Source organism: Streptomyces sp. NPDC056479 (assembly GCF_042795335.1).
Classification (GTDB): domain Bacteria; phylum Actinomycetota; class Actinomycetes; order Streptomycetales; family Streptomycetaceae; genus Streptomyces.
Map to the genome: position 1 here is coordinate 496615 of NZ_JBHTRZ010000002.1, position 15851 is coordinate 512465.

The 15851-nt window shown below is 71.9% G+C and carries 15 protein-coding genes and 1 pseudogene; 13 read left to right on the forward strand and 3 right to left on the reverse strand.

What is annotated here, in order from left to right:
* Positions 1 to 112 precede the first annotated feature (112 nt).
* Genes ACFQ6S_RS08470 through ACFQ6S_RS08495 form a run of 6 tightly spaced genes read left to right on the forward strand, consistent with a single transcriptional unit; the run spans position 113 to position 5473 of the window.
* Entirely contained in the window at positions 113 to 1630 is a 1518-nt protein-coding gene (locus tag ACFQ6S_RS08470; protein ID WP_383405116.1) for an ATP-binding protein, read from the forward strand.
* Positions 1627 to 2049 carry a roadblock/LC7 domain-containing protein gene (locus ACFQ6S_RS08475; RefSeq protein ID WP_383405118.1) on the forward strand — a complete coding sequence of 141 codons (423 nt, stop codon included), beginning with the start codon at positions 1627 to 1629 and terminating at the stop codon, positions 2047 to 2049. The genes ACFQ6S_RS08470 and ACFQ6S_RS08475 overlap by 4 nt, the downstream gene beginning before the upstream one ends.
* Entirely contained in the window at positions 2046 to 2408 is a 363-nt protein-coding gene (locus ACFQ6S_RS08480) for a DUF742 domain-containing protein (protein WP_383405120.1), read from the forward strand. Before ACFQ6S_RS08475 ends, ACFQ6S_RS08480 begins: the two co-directional genes overlap by 4 nt.
* A complete protein-coding gene (locus ACFQ6S_RS08485; RefSeq protein WP_383405122.1) occupies positions 2380 to 3009 on the forward strand; it encodes an ATP/GTP-binding protein in 630 nt (209 codons plus the stop codon). The genes ACFQ6S_RS08480 and ACFQ6S_RS08485 overlap by 29 nt, the downstream gene beginning before the upstream one ends.
* Positions 3006 to 4244, forward strand: coding sequence for a cytochrome P450 (locus ACFQ6S_RS08490; RefSeq protein WP_383405124.1), 1239 nt, complete (start codon positions 3006 to 3008; stop codon positions 4242 to 4244). Before ACFQ6S_RS08485 ends, ACFQ6S_RS08490 begins: the two co-directional genes overlap by 4 nt.
* A complete protein-coding gene (locus tag ACFQ6S_RS08495; protein ID WP_383405126.1) occupies positions 4241 to 5473 on the forward strand; it encodes a cytochrome P450 in 1233 nt (410 codons plus the stop codon). Before ACFQ6S_RS08490 ends, ACFQ6S_RS08495 begins: the two co-directional genes overlap by 4 nt.
* Positions 5474 to 5619: 146 nt before the next feature.
* On the opposite strand, the gene ACFQ6S_RS08500 is transcribed toward ACFQ6S_RS08495, so the two are convergent.
* Together ACFQ6S_RS08500 and ACFQ6S_RS08505 are read right to left on the reverse strand one after the other, a co-directional pair.
* Positions 5620 to 7131, reverse strand: a complete 1512-nt coding sequence (locus ACFQ6S_RS08500; protein ID WP_383405128.1) for a helix-turn-helix domain-containing protein — start codon at positions 7129 to 7131, stop codon at positions 5620 to 5622.
* Between the two features lie 56 nt (positions 7132 to 7187).
* Positions 7188 to 8585: a DUF2716 domain-containing protein gene (locus ACFQ6S_RS08505; protein ID WP_383405129.1), complete on the reverse strand. Its 1398-nt coding sequence runs from the start codon at positions 8583 to 8585 to the stop codon at positions 7188 to 7190.
* 117 nt (positions 8586 to 8702) lie between these two features.
* Between ACFQ6S_RS08505 and ACFQ6S_RS08510 the strand changes: the two genes are divergently transcribed.
* Both ACFQ6S_RS08510 and ACFQ6S_RS08515 read left to right on the forward strand, forming a co-directional pair.
* Positions 8703 to 9323 carry an L-threonylcarbamoyladenylate synthase gene (locus ACFQ6S_RS08510; protein WP_383405131.1) on the forward strand — a complete coding sequence of 207 codons (621 nt, stop codon included), beginning with the start codon at positions 8703 to 8705 and terminating at the stop codon, positions 9321 to 9323.
* A gap of 123 nt (positions 9324 to 9446) precedes the next feature.
* Positions 9447 to 10202: a dienelactone hydrolase family protein gene (locus ACFQ6S_RS08515; protein WP_383405133.1), complete on the forward strand. Its 756-nt coding sequence runs from the start codon at positions 9447 to 9449 to the stop codon at positions 10200 to 10202.
* A gap of 22 nt (positions 10203 to 10224) precedes the next feature.
* Here the strand turns inward: ACFQ6S_RS08515 and ACFQ6S_RS08520 are convergent, their stop codons facing one another.
* On the reverse strand, positions 10225 to 11082 hold the full coding sequence (locus ACFQ6S_RS08520) for a helix-turn-helix transcriptional regulator (protein ID WP_383405135.1): 858 nt from the start codon (positions 11080 to 11082) through the stop codon (positions 10225 to 10227).
* A gap of 136 nt (positions 11083 to 11218) precedes the next feature.
* Between ACFQ6S_RS08520 and ACFQ6S_RS08525 the strand changes: the two genes are divergently transcribed.
* The 5 genes and pseudogenes from ACFQ6S_RS08525 to ACFQ6S_RS08545 all read left to right on the forward strand — a co-directional run bounded on the left by ACFQ6S_RS08525 (position 11219) and on the right by ACFQ6S_RS08545 (position 15835).
* Positions 11219 to 12091, forward strand: a complete 873-nt coding sequence (locus ACFQ6S_RS08525; protein WP_383405137.1) for an oxidoreductase — start codon at positions 11219 to 11221, stop codon at positions 12089 to 12091.
* 74 nt (positions 12092 to 12165) lie between these two features.
* Positions 12166 to 12741: pseudogene (locus ACFQ6S_RS08530) on the forward strand (carboxymuconolactone decarboxylase family protein).
* Entirely contained in the window at positions 12741 to 13601 is an 861-nt protein-coding gene (locus ACFQ6S_RS08535) for an RNA polymerase sigma-70 factor (RefSeq protein ID WP_383405139.1), read from the forward strand. Before ACFQ6S_RS08530 ends, ACFQ6S_RS08535 begins: the two are co-directional and overlap by 1 nt.
* A gap of 201 nt (positions 13602 to 13802) precedes the next feature.
* Entirely contained in the window at positions 13803 to 14603 is an 801-nt protein-coding gene (locus ACFQ6S_RS08540; RefSeq protein ID WP_383405140.1) for a DUF899 domain-containing protein, read from the forward strand.
* Positions 14603 to 15835 carry an MFS transporter gene (locus ACFQ6S_RS08545; RefSeq protein ID WP_383405142.1) on the forward strand — a complete coding sequence of 411 codons (1233 nt, stop codon included), beginning with the start codon at positions 14603 to 14605 and terminating at the stop codon, positions 15833 to 15835. The genes ACFQ6S_RS08540 and ACFQ6S_RS08545 overlap by 1 nt, the downstream gene beginning before the upstream one ends.
* Positions 15836 to 15851: the final 16 nt, after the last annotated feature.

Consider the following 15851-nt stretch of genomic DNA (forward strand, 5'->3'; position numbering starts at 1 on the left):
CCGTGCGAGATCGATCGATGACGGTGTGTACTGTGCTGCGAGCGGCTCGCCCGACGGCCCTCGGAACCAGCCCTGCCCGACTGCCCGGAACCGACCTCTGGAAACCGACTCGATGATCGAACTACCGGACCTGGCCACCGGCGGTCTCGCCGTCGGCATGGTGTCCGCTCTCGCCTTGGGCGGCGGGCTGCTGCGCGCACAGCGCCAACTGGCGCGCCGCCGCGCCGAGATCGCCGCGTTGCGTAGTCAACTCGACGGCGCGGTCGACGCGTTCACGGCCGAGATCGAGCATCTGGCGACTCAGCGTGTCCCGGCCACCGCCCAGCAACTCGCCCATCCGCATGTCCCCGTGCCCGGTCCGCTGCATCCGCAGACCGAGGCGTCACCGCTGGGCCCGGCCCTGGAGCACGTCCTGACCGGGCTGCGCACCGAGCTGGCCGGGCAGCGCACGCGGATCGACGCGGCCGCGCAGGCCGGCATGCGCGGAGCGACACGTGAGATCCAGGCGGCCCTGTACCGCCTCCAGGACGCGCTGCGCGGTCTTCAACAGAAGTACGACGAGCCCGAGTTGGCCCAGACACTGTTCCAACTGGACCACGAGAACGAGCAGTCCCTGCGGCGGGCACAGGTCGCCGCCGTGGTGTGCGGGGCCTGGGTGGGGCTCGCCCGCGAGGAGTCGCACCTGGTGGACGCGGTGACCGGCGGCCAGGCCCGGCTCGTGGGCTACCACCGGGTCCGGATCCACAACCACCTCAGCGCGGGCACCGCGCTGGTGTCCCACGCCGTGGAGCCCGTCGCGATCATCGTCGCCGAGCTCGTCGACAACGCCCTGCGGCACTCCGCGCCGGACACCGACGTCGTGGTCAACCTGGAGCACGTCCATCACGGCGTCTGTGTCACGATCGACGACGCGGGCCTGGGCATGACCCAGGAGGAACGCGCCCGCGCACAGCGCTTGGTGGCGGGTTCCGACCCGATTCTGCTGACCGAGCTGGGCGATCCGCCGCGTATGGGCCTCGCCGCGATCGGGCAGCTCACCCGGCAGTTCGATCTGGGCGTCGATCTGTCCTCGCCCTCGCCGTACGGCGGGGTGCGGGCGGTGCTGCGGGTCGACAGCCACCTGCTCAGCCGTATCGACCCCGACGAGCGACCGCCCGCGGCCAGCGCACCGCGCTCCACGCGCCCGGCCTCCCGGGACGAGGATTCCGCCGCTTCAGGGCGCGAGACATCCGTTGCCTCCGGAAGCGGGGCTTCCGCAGCCTCCGCGAACGGGGCATCCGCAGCCTCCCGATCCGAGGTGTCCGGCACCTCGCACGGATACGGGTCCGACCATGCCGACGACGCCTCCGGCACCGTATCCGGGCACCACGCGCCACGAGACACCGGCGGCCTGCCGCAGCGCCGGCGCCGCACGCAGGTGACCGCGCCGTCCGGTGACACGCCGGAACCCCGGCCCGCGGTGCGCCGCCCGGAGCAGGCCGCCGCGGCACTCGGCGCGCTGCAGGCCGGTACCGCGGCGGCCCGGTCAGCGGCCGGTGAGCCCACGGCAGACGACCCGGATCAAGCCGACCACGACCACGACCACGACCACGACCACGACCACGACCACGAAGGGGGAACGGCCCGATGACCAGCCGCGATGCGGGGGACACTGCATGGGTGCTCGATCCGATCGTGCAGGTGCCGCACGTGGTCGCCGCCGTACTGCTCACCCGGGACGGTCTGGTGACCGGGTACACGGACACGCTCACCCGGCCCACGGCGGAGCGGGTGGCCGCGATCACCGGCACCGTGCAGGGGGCGTGCCGCACGGCTGCGGCGGCGTTCGCCGACCGGGAGGGCGCCGAGGTGCGGCAGGTCGTCATCGAGTCGGACCACGGGTACGTGCTGATCGTGCCGACGGACCACGGCACCTGTGTGGCCGCCTACGGGGACGAGGAGGTGCGCCTGGATCTGCTGGCGCACCGGGTGCACTCGCAGGTGGCGCGGCTGGGTGAGAAGGCGATGGCCGCCGCGCCCCGAGGTGCCGACGGCGGCGCGTCGGCATGACCGGGCGCCGTGCCGGCCGCCCCCTGGTTCCCGCCTATCTGTCGACCGGCGGCGTGGCCCGTTCCAGCCGGCCCCAGCTGGAACGGCTGTCGGTGCTCAGGAGCACCGGTACGCCCCCGCCCACCGGACTGCCCGCCGCTCAACTCGCCCTGCTGGACGCCCTGGACGGCGGTTCGCTGACGGTCGTGGAGGCCGCCGCGCTGCTGCGGTTGCCGGTCTCCGCCGTGCGCGTTCTGGCTGGCGAACTCATCGACCGGGACCTGGCGTCGGCCCGCCCGCCGATCCCGCCCGCCGAACGCTTCGCCCCCGACCTGCTGGAGAGAGTGGCCGATGGCCTTCGCGCCCTCAAGCACACCTAGCGCTCCCCCGGGCCCGTCCGGGGACGTCCACCTGCCCGACACCGCCCGCGACCTGGTCAAGATCCTGGTCGCCGGTCCCTTCGGCGTGGGCAAGACGACCCTGATCGGTTCCGTCTCCGAGATCCGCCCGCTGCACACCGAGGAGCCGATCAGCGAGGCGTCCGCGCCACTGGACGATCTGGCCGGGGTGCGGGACAAGTCGACGACCACCGTCGCCGTCGACTTCGGCCGGATCAGCCTGCCCGGCGGGGTCGTGCTGTATCTGTTCGGCACACCCGGGCAGGAACGGTTCCGGGCGCTCTGGGACGACATCGCGTACGGCGCGCTGGGTGCGCTCGTACTGGTCGACAGCCGTCGGATCGACGCGTCGTTCGATGTGCTGGGGCTGGTGGAGGAGTCGGGGCTGCCGTACGCCGTCGCCCTCAACGCCTTCCCGGACGCGCCCCGGCACCACACCGAGGAACAGCTGCGCGCCGCCCTGGACCTGGCGGCGGGCACGCCGATGGTGACGTGTGACGCGCGGGACTCGGACTCGTCCGTCGACGCGCTGCTCGCGCTGGTCCAGCACCTGATCGAACTCCACGCCCCGGAGGCCCGGTGACCACCCACTCCCCCGACCGGCAGGCCTTCTCCCGCTCGGCGCCCGTGCGGCTGTGGGAGGACGGCTTCGCACTGGATCCGTACCGCTACTACGACGACCTGCGCGCCCAGGGCCCGGTCGGCTGGGCCGAGTTGGCGCCCGGCGTGCCCGCGTATGTCGTCACCGAGCGGCGGGCTGCGCTGGATCTGCTGCACGACACGGACACGTTCTCGCACGACCCGCGCCCGTGGGAGGCCACGGTCGCCGACGACTCGCCGGTCCTCGGCATGATGCGCTGGCGGCCGAACACGCTGTTCGCCGACGGCGCGGCCCATGTCCGGTACCGCACCACGCTGATCGACACCTTCGACCGGATCGAACCGCATGACCTGCGGGCCCGGGTGCACCGGGCGGTGCGGGTGCTGGTGGGCCGGTTCGGGCCGAAGGGCGAGGCCGATCTGGTGGCCGAGTTCACCCGGCCGCTGATGGCGCTGGTGTTCAACAGCCTCTTCGGGATGCCCGACAGCCAGAGCGACCGGCTGAACACCGCGCTGGGCAAGCTGATGGAGGGCGGCGCCGAAGCGGCCGAGGGCGAGGCCGAGTTCGGCGGCTACGTACTGGAACTGATCGCGGCCAAGTCGCAGCTGCGGGGCGACGACCTGCCGAGCCGGCTCCTTGACCACCCCGCCGGACTCACCCCCGAGGAGGTCACCTGGCAGGTGTTCCTCACCCTCGGCGCCGGGCACGAGCCGACGGCGAACCTGGTGTCGAACGCGCTGTCCCGCATCCTCGGCGACGCGCGCTACTACTCCACCCTCACCAGCGGCGCCCGCCCGGTGACGGACGCGGTGGTGGAGGTGCTCCACCATGAGACACCGCTGGCCAACTACGGCATCCACTACGCGCGCAGGCCGGTGTCCTTCCACGGCACGTGGCTCAGAGCCGCGGTACCGGTGGTCGTCTCCTACGGGGCGATCGCGCACTTCGCCGAACGGGACGACGCCGGCGGCCGGCACCCCCGGGACGCCTCGCACCTGTCCTGGTCGGCGGGCCCGCACGCCTGCCCGGTCCGGCAGCACACGCTGCTCATCGCCACCGAGGCGATCGAGCGGCTCACCCAGTGGCTGCCCGACCTGGAGCCGGTGCTGCCGCGGGCGCGCCTGACCTGGCGGCCCGGCCCCTTCCATCGCTCGCTGACCTCGCTGCCCGTCCGGTTCAGCCCTCGCTCCCCCGACCATCCTGGAGTTCCGCAGTGACCGTGACCGACCGTATCGACCGCTTCGCCATCGACCCGTTCGGCGCCGACATCCCCGCCGAGAGCGCCCGGCTGCGCGCGCTCGGCCCGATCGTGCCCGTGGAGCTGCCCGGCGGCATCCCCGCGTGGGCGCCCACGGGATACGACACGCTCAAGGAACTCATCCTCGACCCCCGGGTCAGCAAGGATCCCCGGCGGCACTGGCGGCTGTGGCCCGAGATCGGCGAACACCCCTCCTGGGGCTGGATCCTGGGCTGGGTCGGCGTGGTCAACATGCTCTCCACGTACGGCACCGACCACACCCGGCTGCGCAAGCTGGTCGCGCCGAGCTTCACCCAGCGGCGCACGGAGTCGATGCGAGCGCGTGTGGAGGCGATCACCGCCGAGCTGCTCGACACCCTCGACAAGGGCGGCGCGGAGGTCGATCTCAAGGCCGGGCTCGCCCATCCTCTGCCGATGCAGATGATCTGCGAACTCTTCGGTGTCCCCGACGAGTTGCGGGAGGCGACCGGAAACCTCGTCGCGGCGATCATGGACACCTCCGACCCGAGCCCGGAGCACGCCGCGTTCGTGCAGCAGCAGATCGGTACAGTGCTGCCCGCGCTGATCGCCCACCGCAGTGAGCATCCCGGGGACGATCTGACGACCGAACTGATCAGGGTGCGCGACGAGGACGGCGACCGGCTCAGCGACGAGGAGCTGTTGTACACGCTGCTGCTGGTCATCGGCGCCGGGTTCGAGACGACGGTCAATCTCATCGGCAACGCGGTCGTCGCCCTGCTGACCCATCCCGAGCAGCTGGCCGCCGTACGGTCCGGGAAGATCGGCTGGGACGCGGTGATCGACGAGACGCTGCGGGTGCACCCGTCGATCGCGGCGCTGCCTCTGCGGTTCGCGGTCAGCGACATCGAGATCGGGGACGTGACCATCGCGGCGGGCGACGCGATCATCACGACGTTCGCCGCCGCCGGGGTGGACCCCGCGCACTACGGCCCGGACGCGGACGCCTTCGACGCCTCGCGCGGGGCCGACGACCATCTGGCCTTCGGGATCGGGGTGCACCGGTGCATCGGCGCGCCGCTGGCCCGCGTCGAGGCCCTGACGGTGCTGCCCGCGCTCTTCGACCGCTTCCCCGATCTGGAGCTGACCGTCGGGGTGGACGAGCTGCGTCAGGTGCCGTCGTTCATCGCGTTCGGCTGGCAGGAGATACCGGTGCGGCTGCGGGGGTGACGCGTTCGGGGCGCGGGGACGCGACCGGTCCCCCGTTCCGGTCGAGCCCCCGCGGAAAGTCGAACTTACGTCTGCGACCCAGACATTGGGTATCGCATCGATGCCCACTGTGCCGCCGGCAGGACTCACCCGTGCACAGGTGAGTCCTAAAGGCCCGGTTTCGCCCCGTGCAGGGCGGGCTGCTCGAGGTCGCCCAGCGCGAGATGGGCCAGGACGACCTCATAGAGGTCGGTGCCGCCGGCCAGCAGCTGGCGTTCGAGGACGGGCTCCGCGCTGCGGACGTGCTCGCGGACGGTCTGGGCGTGCACGCCGAGGGTCTGCGCCGTCCGTTCGGCGTTTCCGCCCGCGATGATCCAGGTCCGCAGGGTGCGACGCAAATCCCGGGCGTCCCGGTCCAGGTGGCCGAGGAGGTCCTGCGCCCAGGTGCGCATGGCGAGCCCGGACAGCAGGTCGCACAGCGAGGTGGAGGCCGCTTCCTCGGTGCCGGTGCCGGCCGGCGCGTCCGGCAGGCTCACCTGGATGTTGAGCGCGAGGTGGACCACGGCGCGGGCGGTCAGGTCGGCGAAGTCCGTGCGCAGCAGGGACTCCACCCGTTCCATCCGGGCGCGGACGGTGTTGCGGCTGACGCCGAGGACCTTGGCCGCGTTGACGGCGGTGAACTCCAGGCCCAGCCGGGTGGTGGCGAGCAGTTCGGCGCGGGTGTGGTGCGGCAGGGTGTCGAGCGGGCGCAGCAGCCGGTCGGTCCAGTCGCGCAGGGCCGCCGGGTCGATGAGGCGCTCGGGGTGGGTGCGCTCGGCGTAGACCGCGGCCTTGTCCGGGCGGAAGTGCGCGACGGCGAGGGCGCTCACGGCCTGTCCGTACGCGGTGGCGGTGCGGGCCAGGCTATGCCGGGCGCTGCCGCCTAGGAAGGTGCGGGGGCGCGGGCCGATCAGTGACCGCAGTTCCCGGGCCTCGGCCTCGCCGGGCGTCACGACGATCACATGCTCGTCGACCGCCGGACAGAGCACGACCAGCGCCCGCTCACCGGTCACGTCGATGCATTCGTCGGCGAGCCGGTCGCGCTCCTCGACCGTGCCCTCGACGACGTGGACGGACGCGGTGTCCGTGTCCAGCAGGCCGGGCCACAGCCCCGCGGCGACGCGGCGCGCCGAGACGGTGTCCTCCACCATCAGCAGCTGAAGGATCGCCAGCCGCAGATCGGACGTGGCCTGTTCGAGCCGGAGTCCGGCGGCGGTCGTCTCGCCCGCCCTGAGCAGGAGTTCGATGACCTGGACGGTGTGCGTGACGATATCGGCGGCACGGCGGTCGAAGGGGGTCTCGCGCGAGACGGCGAGGACACCCGCCGCCGACGGGTTCGGATACGTCACTCTGACCAGCCGCAGATGACGGTCCTGGCCTTCCCAGGCGGCGGAGGCGATGCGGCCGGCGGCCACGGCCTCGACGAGCTGGTCGTCCAGCGGCTGCCGGGTGCCGGCGAGGTGCCTGCCGGTGTCGTCCTGGAGCGAGGCGACGCCCCGCACGGCGTCCGCGAGCCAGGCGACGACCTGGCGGACGTCCCGTCCGTTCGGCCGCAGATGCTCCAGCAACTCCTCCGCCCACGCCGAGCCGTCGGCGCCCCTCACCGCTGCCTGACGGCTCCCGTCCTCCCTGCCAGCCACGTCGGCCTTCACCTCGTCCTGCACTGTTCCACGACGTACCGGTCGGGGACGTTACCTCACGAGTCCGTGAAGGTGGGCCGGCCGGACACCGACTCGAACGTCCAGACGTTGCCGGTGTTGCGGCCGCCCCGGCGCATGACGGTGCCCAGTGCGGCGGTGAGGTCCGCCTCGACCTCGGTGAGCAGGTCGGCGCCGAAGACGCAGAGGGATTCCTCCCACGGGTGCCAGAAGGTGCCCAGGCGCAGGTCCGCGCTGAGGTACTTGTGGTAGTCACCCTCCCGGCAGACGACCCCGGGCCAGCCCGGTCGGCCGGGTCCGCCGACGCGGGTGGGGTCGAAGACGTAGCCCTGGTGGTTCCAGTCGGCCGAGTACAACGGCTCGCCGGGGCGGGCGCATGCGCGCAGGCCGCGTTCGGCGATGGCCTGCACGAGCCGGACCGGGTGGTCGTCCGGGAGCGCGGTCAGCAGTCGGCCGGCGGTGTCGCTGATGTCGCCCACGTGCCAGGTGACGGACGCCTCCGGCTCCTCGATGCCCGGGTAGTAGGAGACGCTGGGCCTGAAGGAGAACCTCTCCTTGAAGGCGTGCAGAAGGCCGTCGTACTCGGGCTCGTCGAGCAGCACCCGCACCGGGCGCGTGGTGGCCGGGGTGGATCCCGGCGGGCCCCAGCGGTACGTCCGTACGCTCGACACCTCCTCGAACCCCGCCTCGATCAGCGCCGTCTTCAGCCGGTCGTCCGCGGTCTCGGCGACGACGTGCGTGATGTCCTTCGAGGGCAGCGAGCCGGTCGCCCATCGCCCCCACTGGGGCAGGAACTCGGGGTGCGGCCCCGTCATCCCCTGGATCGCGAGGAAGCCGGTGCCCTCCAGGTGCTCGGCCCAGCCCACGCCGATCAGCCGCGCCTCCGACTCCAGCAGCTGGACGTGGGTCCGGTGGTACAACCCCCCATGATCGGCCCGGAGTTCGGCGTAGGCCTTGCGGTACGGTCCCCCGGACGCGGCCATGGCCGCGACCTCGCGCGTCCGGTGGTCGCCGTGGTTCAGCCCTCGCACCCGGTGCCTGCGCGGCGGCTTCCTCTCGGCTCTCAGGCTCGACAGACCGGCGATCAACAGAGACCGCTCTGGGCCGGGGCGGAACCCGGCCATGAGCAGGGCCGCATCCGGTGACACCTCGTCATGGCCGTAAGTCCGCCACTGGACCGGCTCGTTCCGCTCGGCGCACGCCTCCTGCTGCCGGCGGATCAGGGCGGCCACCTCTGACGGGGCGGTCGTGCGCGGCAGGGGTGCGTGCCGGACGGTCGCGTGGGTGTCGTGGTGGACGCGGAGGACCGGGCCGTCCTGGGCGAGGACGGTTCCGACGGGCGGGTACGGCGGGACATGGCCGCGCACCTGTTCGTCGTACGCCGTCGACAGCGCACCCACCTCGCGTACCCCCTCCACCGCCTGAGCCGCAGTCATTCTGCTGCCGGTCCTATCGCGCTCACCAGCGATTTATGTGCCCGCGACGCCGTGCTCCCGGGTCCCGCCCGCCCCGGCCTGCGCAGTCGTCGGGCGTCCAGGGCATAGGCTCGTCCAATGGCGAAGTACTTCGATGTGCACCCCGACAATCCTCAGCCGCGCACCATTGCCCAGGTCGCCGACAGCGTCCGCGCCGGTGCGCTGATCGCGTATCCGACGGACTCCTGCTATGCGCTGGGCTGCCGGCTGGGCAGCCGTGACGGCATCGACCGGATCCGGACCATTCGCCGCCTGGACGACCGGCACCATTTCACCCTCGTCTGCCAGGACTTCGCGCAGCTCGGACAGTTCGTCCACATCGACAACGACGTGTTCCGCGCGATCAAGGCGTCGACGCCCGGCAGCTACACGTTCATCCTGCCCGCGACGAAGGAGGTGCCGCGCATGCTCCAGCATCCGAAGAAGAAGACGGTGGGCGTGCGCATCCCCGACCACGTCGTCACCCAGGCGCTGCTCTCCGAGCTCGGGGAGCCGCTGCTGTCGAGCACGCTGCTGCTGCCGGACGAGGACGAACCGATGACCCAGGGCTGGGAGATCAAGGACCGGCTCGATCATGTGCTGGACGCGGTGGTCGACTCCGGGGACTGCGGCACCGAGCCGACGACGGTGATCGACTTCTCGTCCGGTGAGGTCGAGATCGTACGGAAGGGAGCAGGGGACACATCCCGGTTCGAGTAAAGCCGTCCCCAAGTGGGAGGGGGTGGCGGGGCCCGGATGGATGGTGCGTGCAACCATGCGTGCGGCCCGATTCCGCCGGGTCGGCGACCTGATCGCCATGGACTGCGCAGAGAGGCAACCCCCATGACCTCCGTACAGGGAACAGACGTGGACGTCCCCACCGAGGACGGCGTGGCGGACGCCTATCTGGCCCGTCCGGACGACGGCCTGCCCCGGCCCGGCGTGCTCTTGTACCAGGACGCCTTCGGGCTGCGTCCCCATCTGCGGTCGATGGCCGACCGGCTCGCGGGCGCGGGTTACACGGTCCTGGTGCCGAACGTCTTCTACCGGCACGGACGCAGCCCGGTCTTCGACCTGCCCGAGTTCATCGACCCCGCCGCGCGCCCGGAGCTGTGGGAGAAGATCGCTCCGGTCCTGCAGACCCTGACGCCCGAACTCGCGATGCGGGACGCCGGTGCCTATCTGCGCTGGATGGCCGAGCGGCCCGAGTTCGCCGACGGTCCGGTCGCCCTCACCGGTTACTGCATGGGCGCGCGGCTCGCGCTGCGCACCGCCGGTGCCTATCCGGACCGGGTGGCCGCCGCGGCCGGTTTCCACGGCGGGCAGTTGGCGACCGACGCGCCGGACAGTCCGCACCTGGTCGCCGAACACGTCACGGCGGAGCTGTACTTCGGCCACGCCGACGCGGACCACTCGATGCCGCCCGAGCAGATGGAGCGCCTCGCCGCAGCACTGACCGCGGCCGGGGTCCGTCACCAGTGCGAGGTCTACGAGGGCGCGCACCACGGCTACACGCAGGCCGACACCTCGGCGTACGACCACGGCGCCGACGAGCGGCACTGGGAGGCGCTGCTCGACCTGCTGAAGCGGACGTTCTGAGCCGCAGGTCGAGCGCTCGGGCTCACGCGGTTCCGTCGTCGGCCGTCGATCTGCCGTGCATCTCGGTGGCCGTCGGCGGACGCAGTGAGTCCAGCGCGCGGGCCGATTCCGATCCGGGCTCGGCGTGGTAGATCGCCAGAATCTGGCCGCCGGAGTCGGTGATCGGCAGTTTCTCCCGGCGCAGCTCCAGCATGCCGACCTGCGGATGGCGCAGCCGCATCGTTCCTCCGGCCAGCGCGCTGACGTCGTGCCGGGCCCACAGCCTCCGGAACGTGTCGCTGGCCAGCGACAGCTCGCCGACCAGCTGGACGATCCTCGGGTCGTCGACGTCGCTGCCCACGGAGGTGCGGAACCCGGCGATCAGGCCCCTGACCGCCTGGTCCCAGTCCGGGTAGAGCTCCCGCTCGGCGGGGTCGAGGAGGATCGCGCGCAGCCGGTTGCCCCCGGGCCGGATGTTGGGTGACACGGCGGTGGCCAGCGGATTCGCGGCGAGCACCTCGAACATCCGGCTCTCCACGAACGCCGGCAGGTTGATGGCGTCGAGGAGTTGCCTGATCCCGGCCGGCACGGCCTCGCGGCGCGGTCGCCGGGGCGGCGTGGCCGGGCGGGCCGTGGACAGGCTCAGCAGGTGCTGGGTGGCGGCCGGGTCCAGCCGGAACACCCTTGCCAGGGCCTCCAGTACCTGCGGGGAGGGGTTGCGGTCGCGGCCCTGTTCCAGGCGGAGGTAGTAGTCGGCGCTGACCCCGGCGAGGGTGGCGACCTCCTCGCGGCGCAGGCCCGGGGTGCGGCGTACGCCCACGACCGGCAGTCCCACGTCCGCCGGATCGGTCAGTTCCCGGCGGGCCCGAAGGTACTCGCCGAGCGCGTTCGGCCTGCTCATGCCTTCGATCCTACGAGCGCCGGCAGCACGGTGCCTGGTCCTGTCGCCCCCAGGATGAGCAGGGCTCAGGCTGTGCCCGCGAGTGTTTCGTAGCGTCGGATCTGCTCCCGGACATGCCGGCGAGCGGAAAGGGATCATGACTGTCAACGAGCTTCCCGGCGGCGCCTACCGCGTCGGCGACCTCACCCTCGCCCGGTTCGGCTACGGCGCCATGCAGCTGGCCGGGCCCGGCGTGTTCGGCCCGCCAGAGGACCGCGGCGGCGCCGTCGCCGTACTGCGCACGGCCATCGAGATGGGCATCCGGCACATCGACACGGCCGACTTCTACGGCCCGTACGTCACCAACGAGATCATCCGCGAGGCGCTCGCGCCGTACCCGGACGACCTGCGCATCGTCACCAAGGTCGGCGCACGCCGGGACGAGCGGGGCGGGTGGCTCCCTGCCCGTACACCGGGCGAGCTGGTGCAGCAGGTCCACGACAACCTGCGGCGCCTCGGCCTCGACGCGCTCGACGTCGTGAACCTGCGGGTCGGCGGACTCGACTCGCCCGTACCGGGGTCGATCGCCGAACAGTTCGGCGCGCTGGCCGAGCTGCGTGAGCAGGGGCTGATCCGTCACCTCGGGCTGAGCACGGTCGACGCGGACCAGGTCGCCGAGGCCCGGTCGATCGCCCCCGTCGTGTGTGTGCAGAACTTCTACAACCTCGCCAACCGGCAGGACGATGCGCTGGTCGACAGCACGGCCCGGCAAGGCATCGCGTATGTGCCGTACTGGCCGCTGGGCGGCATGTCGCCCCTGCAGTCGGACACGCTGCGCAAGGTCGCCACGCGGCTGGACGGCACACCGATGTCCGTGGCACTCGCCTGGCTGCTTCAGCGCTCGCCGAATCTGCTGCTCATTCCCGGCACGTCCTCGACGGAGCACCTGCGCGAGAACATCGCCGGCGCCGCACTGGACCTGCCCGCCGACGCGGTCGCCGAGCTGGATGCCCTCGGCGAGGCGAAGTAGCCTTCCGCGGCTGTCACGTTCGTCGGCTCGCCGGTGTCTTCATGTCGAACTCGCAGACATACCAGGAGGACACCATGGCGCTTCGCCTCCCGAAGGCCGAACTCCCCGCCGATCTCAAGGAGAACATGATCAATCAGCTCGGGGCGGTGCCCGAGAACGTCGAGGTGGTGTGGCACAGCCCCGAGGTCGCCCAGGCCAATCTGGAGTTCGGCGGCAAGGTGGGCGCGTGGAAGGCGGCGGACGCGAGTCTGAAGTCGTTCGCGCACATGGCCGTCGCCGTGCAGGTCGGGTGCAGCTGGTGCCTCGACGTCGGCTACTTCCAGGCGCAGAACCAGAACCTGGACCTGGCCAAGGCGAGCTAGGTGCCGCGCTGGAGGGAGTCCGGGGTGTTCACGCCGCTGGAGCGGGACGTGATGGGGTATGCGCAGGCCATGACGAACACGCCCCCGACCGTGACCGACGAGCAGTACGCCGGTCTGCTGGAGCGGCTCGGCACGGCGGCGATGGTCGAGCTCACGGCGTACATCGCGTTCGTCAATCTGGCGACGAGGGCCAACGTGGCGAACGGCGTCACCTCACAGGGTTTCTCCGACGCCTGCGAGATCCCGCTGGCGGCGCGGTCCGAGAAGTCCGGTGTGGCGTCGGCGTGATGACCGAGGACCCCTTCGTCGCCCACCGCAGCCTGCTCTTCACGGTCGCCTACGAGATGCTCGGCTCGGCCGCCGACGCGGAGGACGTGCTGCAGGAGTCCTGGCTGCGGTGGGCGGAGGTCGACCACGCCGAGGTGCGTGACCCGCGCGCGTACCTCGTGCGGACCGTTACCCGCCAGGCCCTCAACCGTCTGCGGTCGCTGGCGCGCAGCCGCGAGGACTATGTCGGTGAATGGCTGCCGGAGCCGCTGCTGACCAGCCCCGACGTCGCCGAGGACGTCGAACTCGCGGAGAGCGTCTCGATCGCGATGCTGACCGTGCTGGAGACGCTCGGACCCGTGGAACGGGCGGTGTTCGTGCTCCGCGAGGTCTTCGACCTGCCGCACGGCGAGATCGCCGAGGCCGTCGGCAGGTCGGCACCCGCGGTGCGGCAGATCGCGCGGCGGGCCCGCGAGCACGTGGCGGCCCGGCGGCCCCGGATGGAGGTGAGCCGGTCGCAGCAGCAGGCCATGGTCGAGCGGTTCCTGGCGGCACTGCGCACGGGGCGATTGCAGGACCTGATGGAGGTCATGGCGCCCGATGTGGTCCTGATCGCCGACGGCGGCGGGCTGGCGGCCGCCGCACTGGCTCCGGTCCACGGGGCCGAGGTCGTGGCGACGTTGCTCACCCGCTCGGACCGGTCCGCGTTCGAGACGACGGCCGTGTGGCTCAACGGCGCCCCCGCGGCCCGGGTGGAATCCGGTGGCCGGCCGGCCGCGGTGAGCCTCGTGGTGGAGAACGGCCGGGTCACCCGCATCTACGCGACGGCGAACCCGCGCAAGCTCACGCGGCTGGACGAGTTGGTCGAGCTCGCCAGGTGATCCGCGGCTGATTCGGCCCGCCTGACGAGCAGGTGCTCCGACAGCGTCCGCAGACTTCGGGCGTTGTCGGGGCCGTCGGCGTGGCGAGCGTCGCCGTGCAGGGTGCCGGAGCGGCGGATGTGCGGCCCCAGTGGCGCTGGAGCAAGCTTGAGGCGTGCCCGCTCTGCCTGCTCTCAGCACCGGCCCGATGGGGAGGATCCGATGACCTCGATGGCGAACCTGCCGGATGTGGTGTCGCGTGAGGAGTGGGCGGCGGCCCGCAAGCAGCTGCTGGCCTTGGAGAAGGAGCTCACCCGGGCGCGGGACCTGGTCAACGCCGAGCGGCGACGGCTGCCGATGGTCCGGGTAGACGAGCCGTACCGCTTCGAGGGACCTAACGGGAGGGTCGGCCTGCTGGACCTCTTCGACGGGCGATCCCAGCTGGTCATGCATCACTTCATGTGGACGTTCGACATCGACGCCGACGGCACCGAGCACCCCCGCGCCACGGGCTGCCCCAGCTGCTCCTCGGCGGCCGATCAGATCCCGTCCAGGCAGCGGCAGCTGAACGCCCGCAACACGACACTGGTCGCGGTGACCCGGGCGCCGTACGCGAAGCTCGCCGCGTACCGCGAGCGGATGGGGTGGACTTTCCCCTGGTACTCCTCGGCCGGCAGCGACTTCAACTACGACTTCCACGCCACCGTCGACGAACGGGTCGCTCCGGTGCAGGTCGCCCAGCGCACCGCGGCCGAGCTCGCCGAGGCGGGACAGCCGTGGGAGGAGTGGATGCGCGGCGACTATCCGGGGATCAGCGCGTTCCTGCGCGTCGGGGACGCCGTGTTCCACACCTACTCCACATACGGCCGGGGCATCGAGGAGTTCCACAACGGCTACCCGTGGCTCGACCTCACGGCGCTGGGCCGCCAGGAGCCGTGGGAGGAGCCGACGGGCCGCGCGGATCCGCTGGGTCTGCAGGTCGGCGGGCCCGGGATGCTGTTGCCGGACGAGTACGACCACTGATGACGCTGAGGAACGACACCGCCCGGGAGACGGCCCTCGATGATCGCGGGGGGTGGCGGGCGTGTCTGCTCGGCGGGGCGGTGTTCGCCGTGTGCATGGCCGGCACCACACTGCCGACTCCCCTCTACGGCCACTACCAGGACAAGTTCGGGTTCTCCGAGCTGACCGTCACCATCGTGTACGCCGTCTACGCCTTCGGGGTCATCGGTGTGCTGCTGCTCGCGGGCAACGTCTCGGACGCCGTGGGCCGACGTCCGGTGATTCTGTGGGCCCTGGGATTCGCGGCTGCCAGTGCCGTCTGTTTCCTCCTCGCCACCGCGCTGGGCTGGCTGTTCGTGGGACGGCTGCTGTCGGGACTGTCCGCCGGTCTGCTCACCGGGGCCGCCACGGCCTATGTGATGGAGCTGGCGCCACGTGACGGCGGCGCCCGCGCCACCTTGGTCGCCACCGCCGCCAACATGGGCGGCCTGGGCTGCGGTCCGCTGCTCGCCGGCTTGCTGGCGCAGTACGCTCCCTGGCCGCTGTATCTGCCGTTCGCCGTGCATCTCGCCCTGGTGGCCTGTTCGGCGGCCGTCGTGCTGTGGCTGCCGGAGACCGTGGCGGAGCGCCGGCCGCTGAGGACCGTACGGCCGCAAGGGGCGAGCCTGCCGCCGCAGGTGCGGTCGGTGTTCGGTCCGGCGGCGGCGGCCTCCTTCGTGGGTTTCGCCCTGTTCGGGGTGTTCACTTCGGTCAGCCCGGCTTTCCTCGCGGAGTCCCTGAACGAACGCAACCACGCCGTGAGCGGACTGATCGTGGCGCTGGCCTTCTTCGCCTCGGTCGCCGGGCAACTGGCCGTCGGCCGCGTCGGGGTGAGCCGGTCGCTGCCGTTGGGCTGTGCCGCTCTCCTCGCCGGGCTGGCGCTGCTCGCGGGCGCGTTGTTCTGGGATCTGCTGGCGCTGGTGGTGGCGAGCGCGATCGTCGGCGGGGGCGGTCAGGGGCTGTCGTTCCGCGCGGCGCTGTCCGCCGTGGCCGGTGCGTCCCCGGCGGACCGGCGCGCGGCGGTCATCTCGGCGCTGTTCGTGGTCGCCTACACCGGCATCTCGCTTCCGGTCATCGGGGTGGGCGTACTGACGGGTCCCCTCGGTCTGGAGGGCGCGGGCCTGGTGTTCATCGCCTGCATGACGGTCCTGGTCTCCACGGCGGCCGCTTATCTGCTCCGGCGGCCGGTGCCGTCGGCCGGTCGAGCGGCCTAGAGCTCTTCCGTCGGGA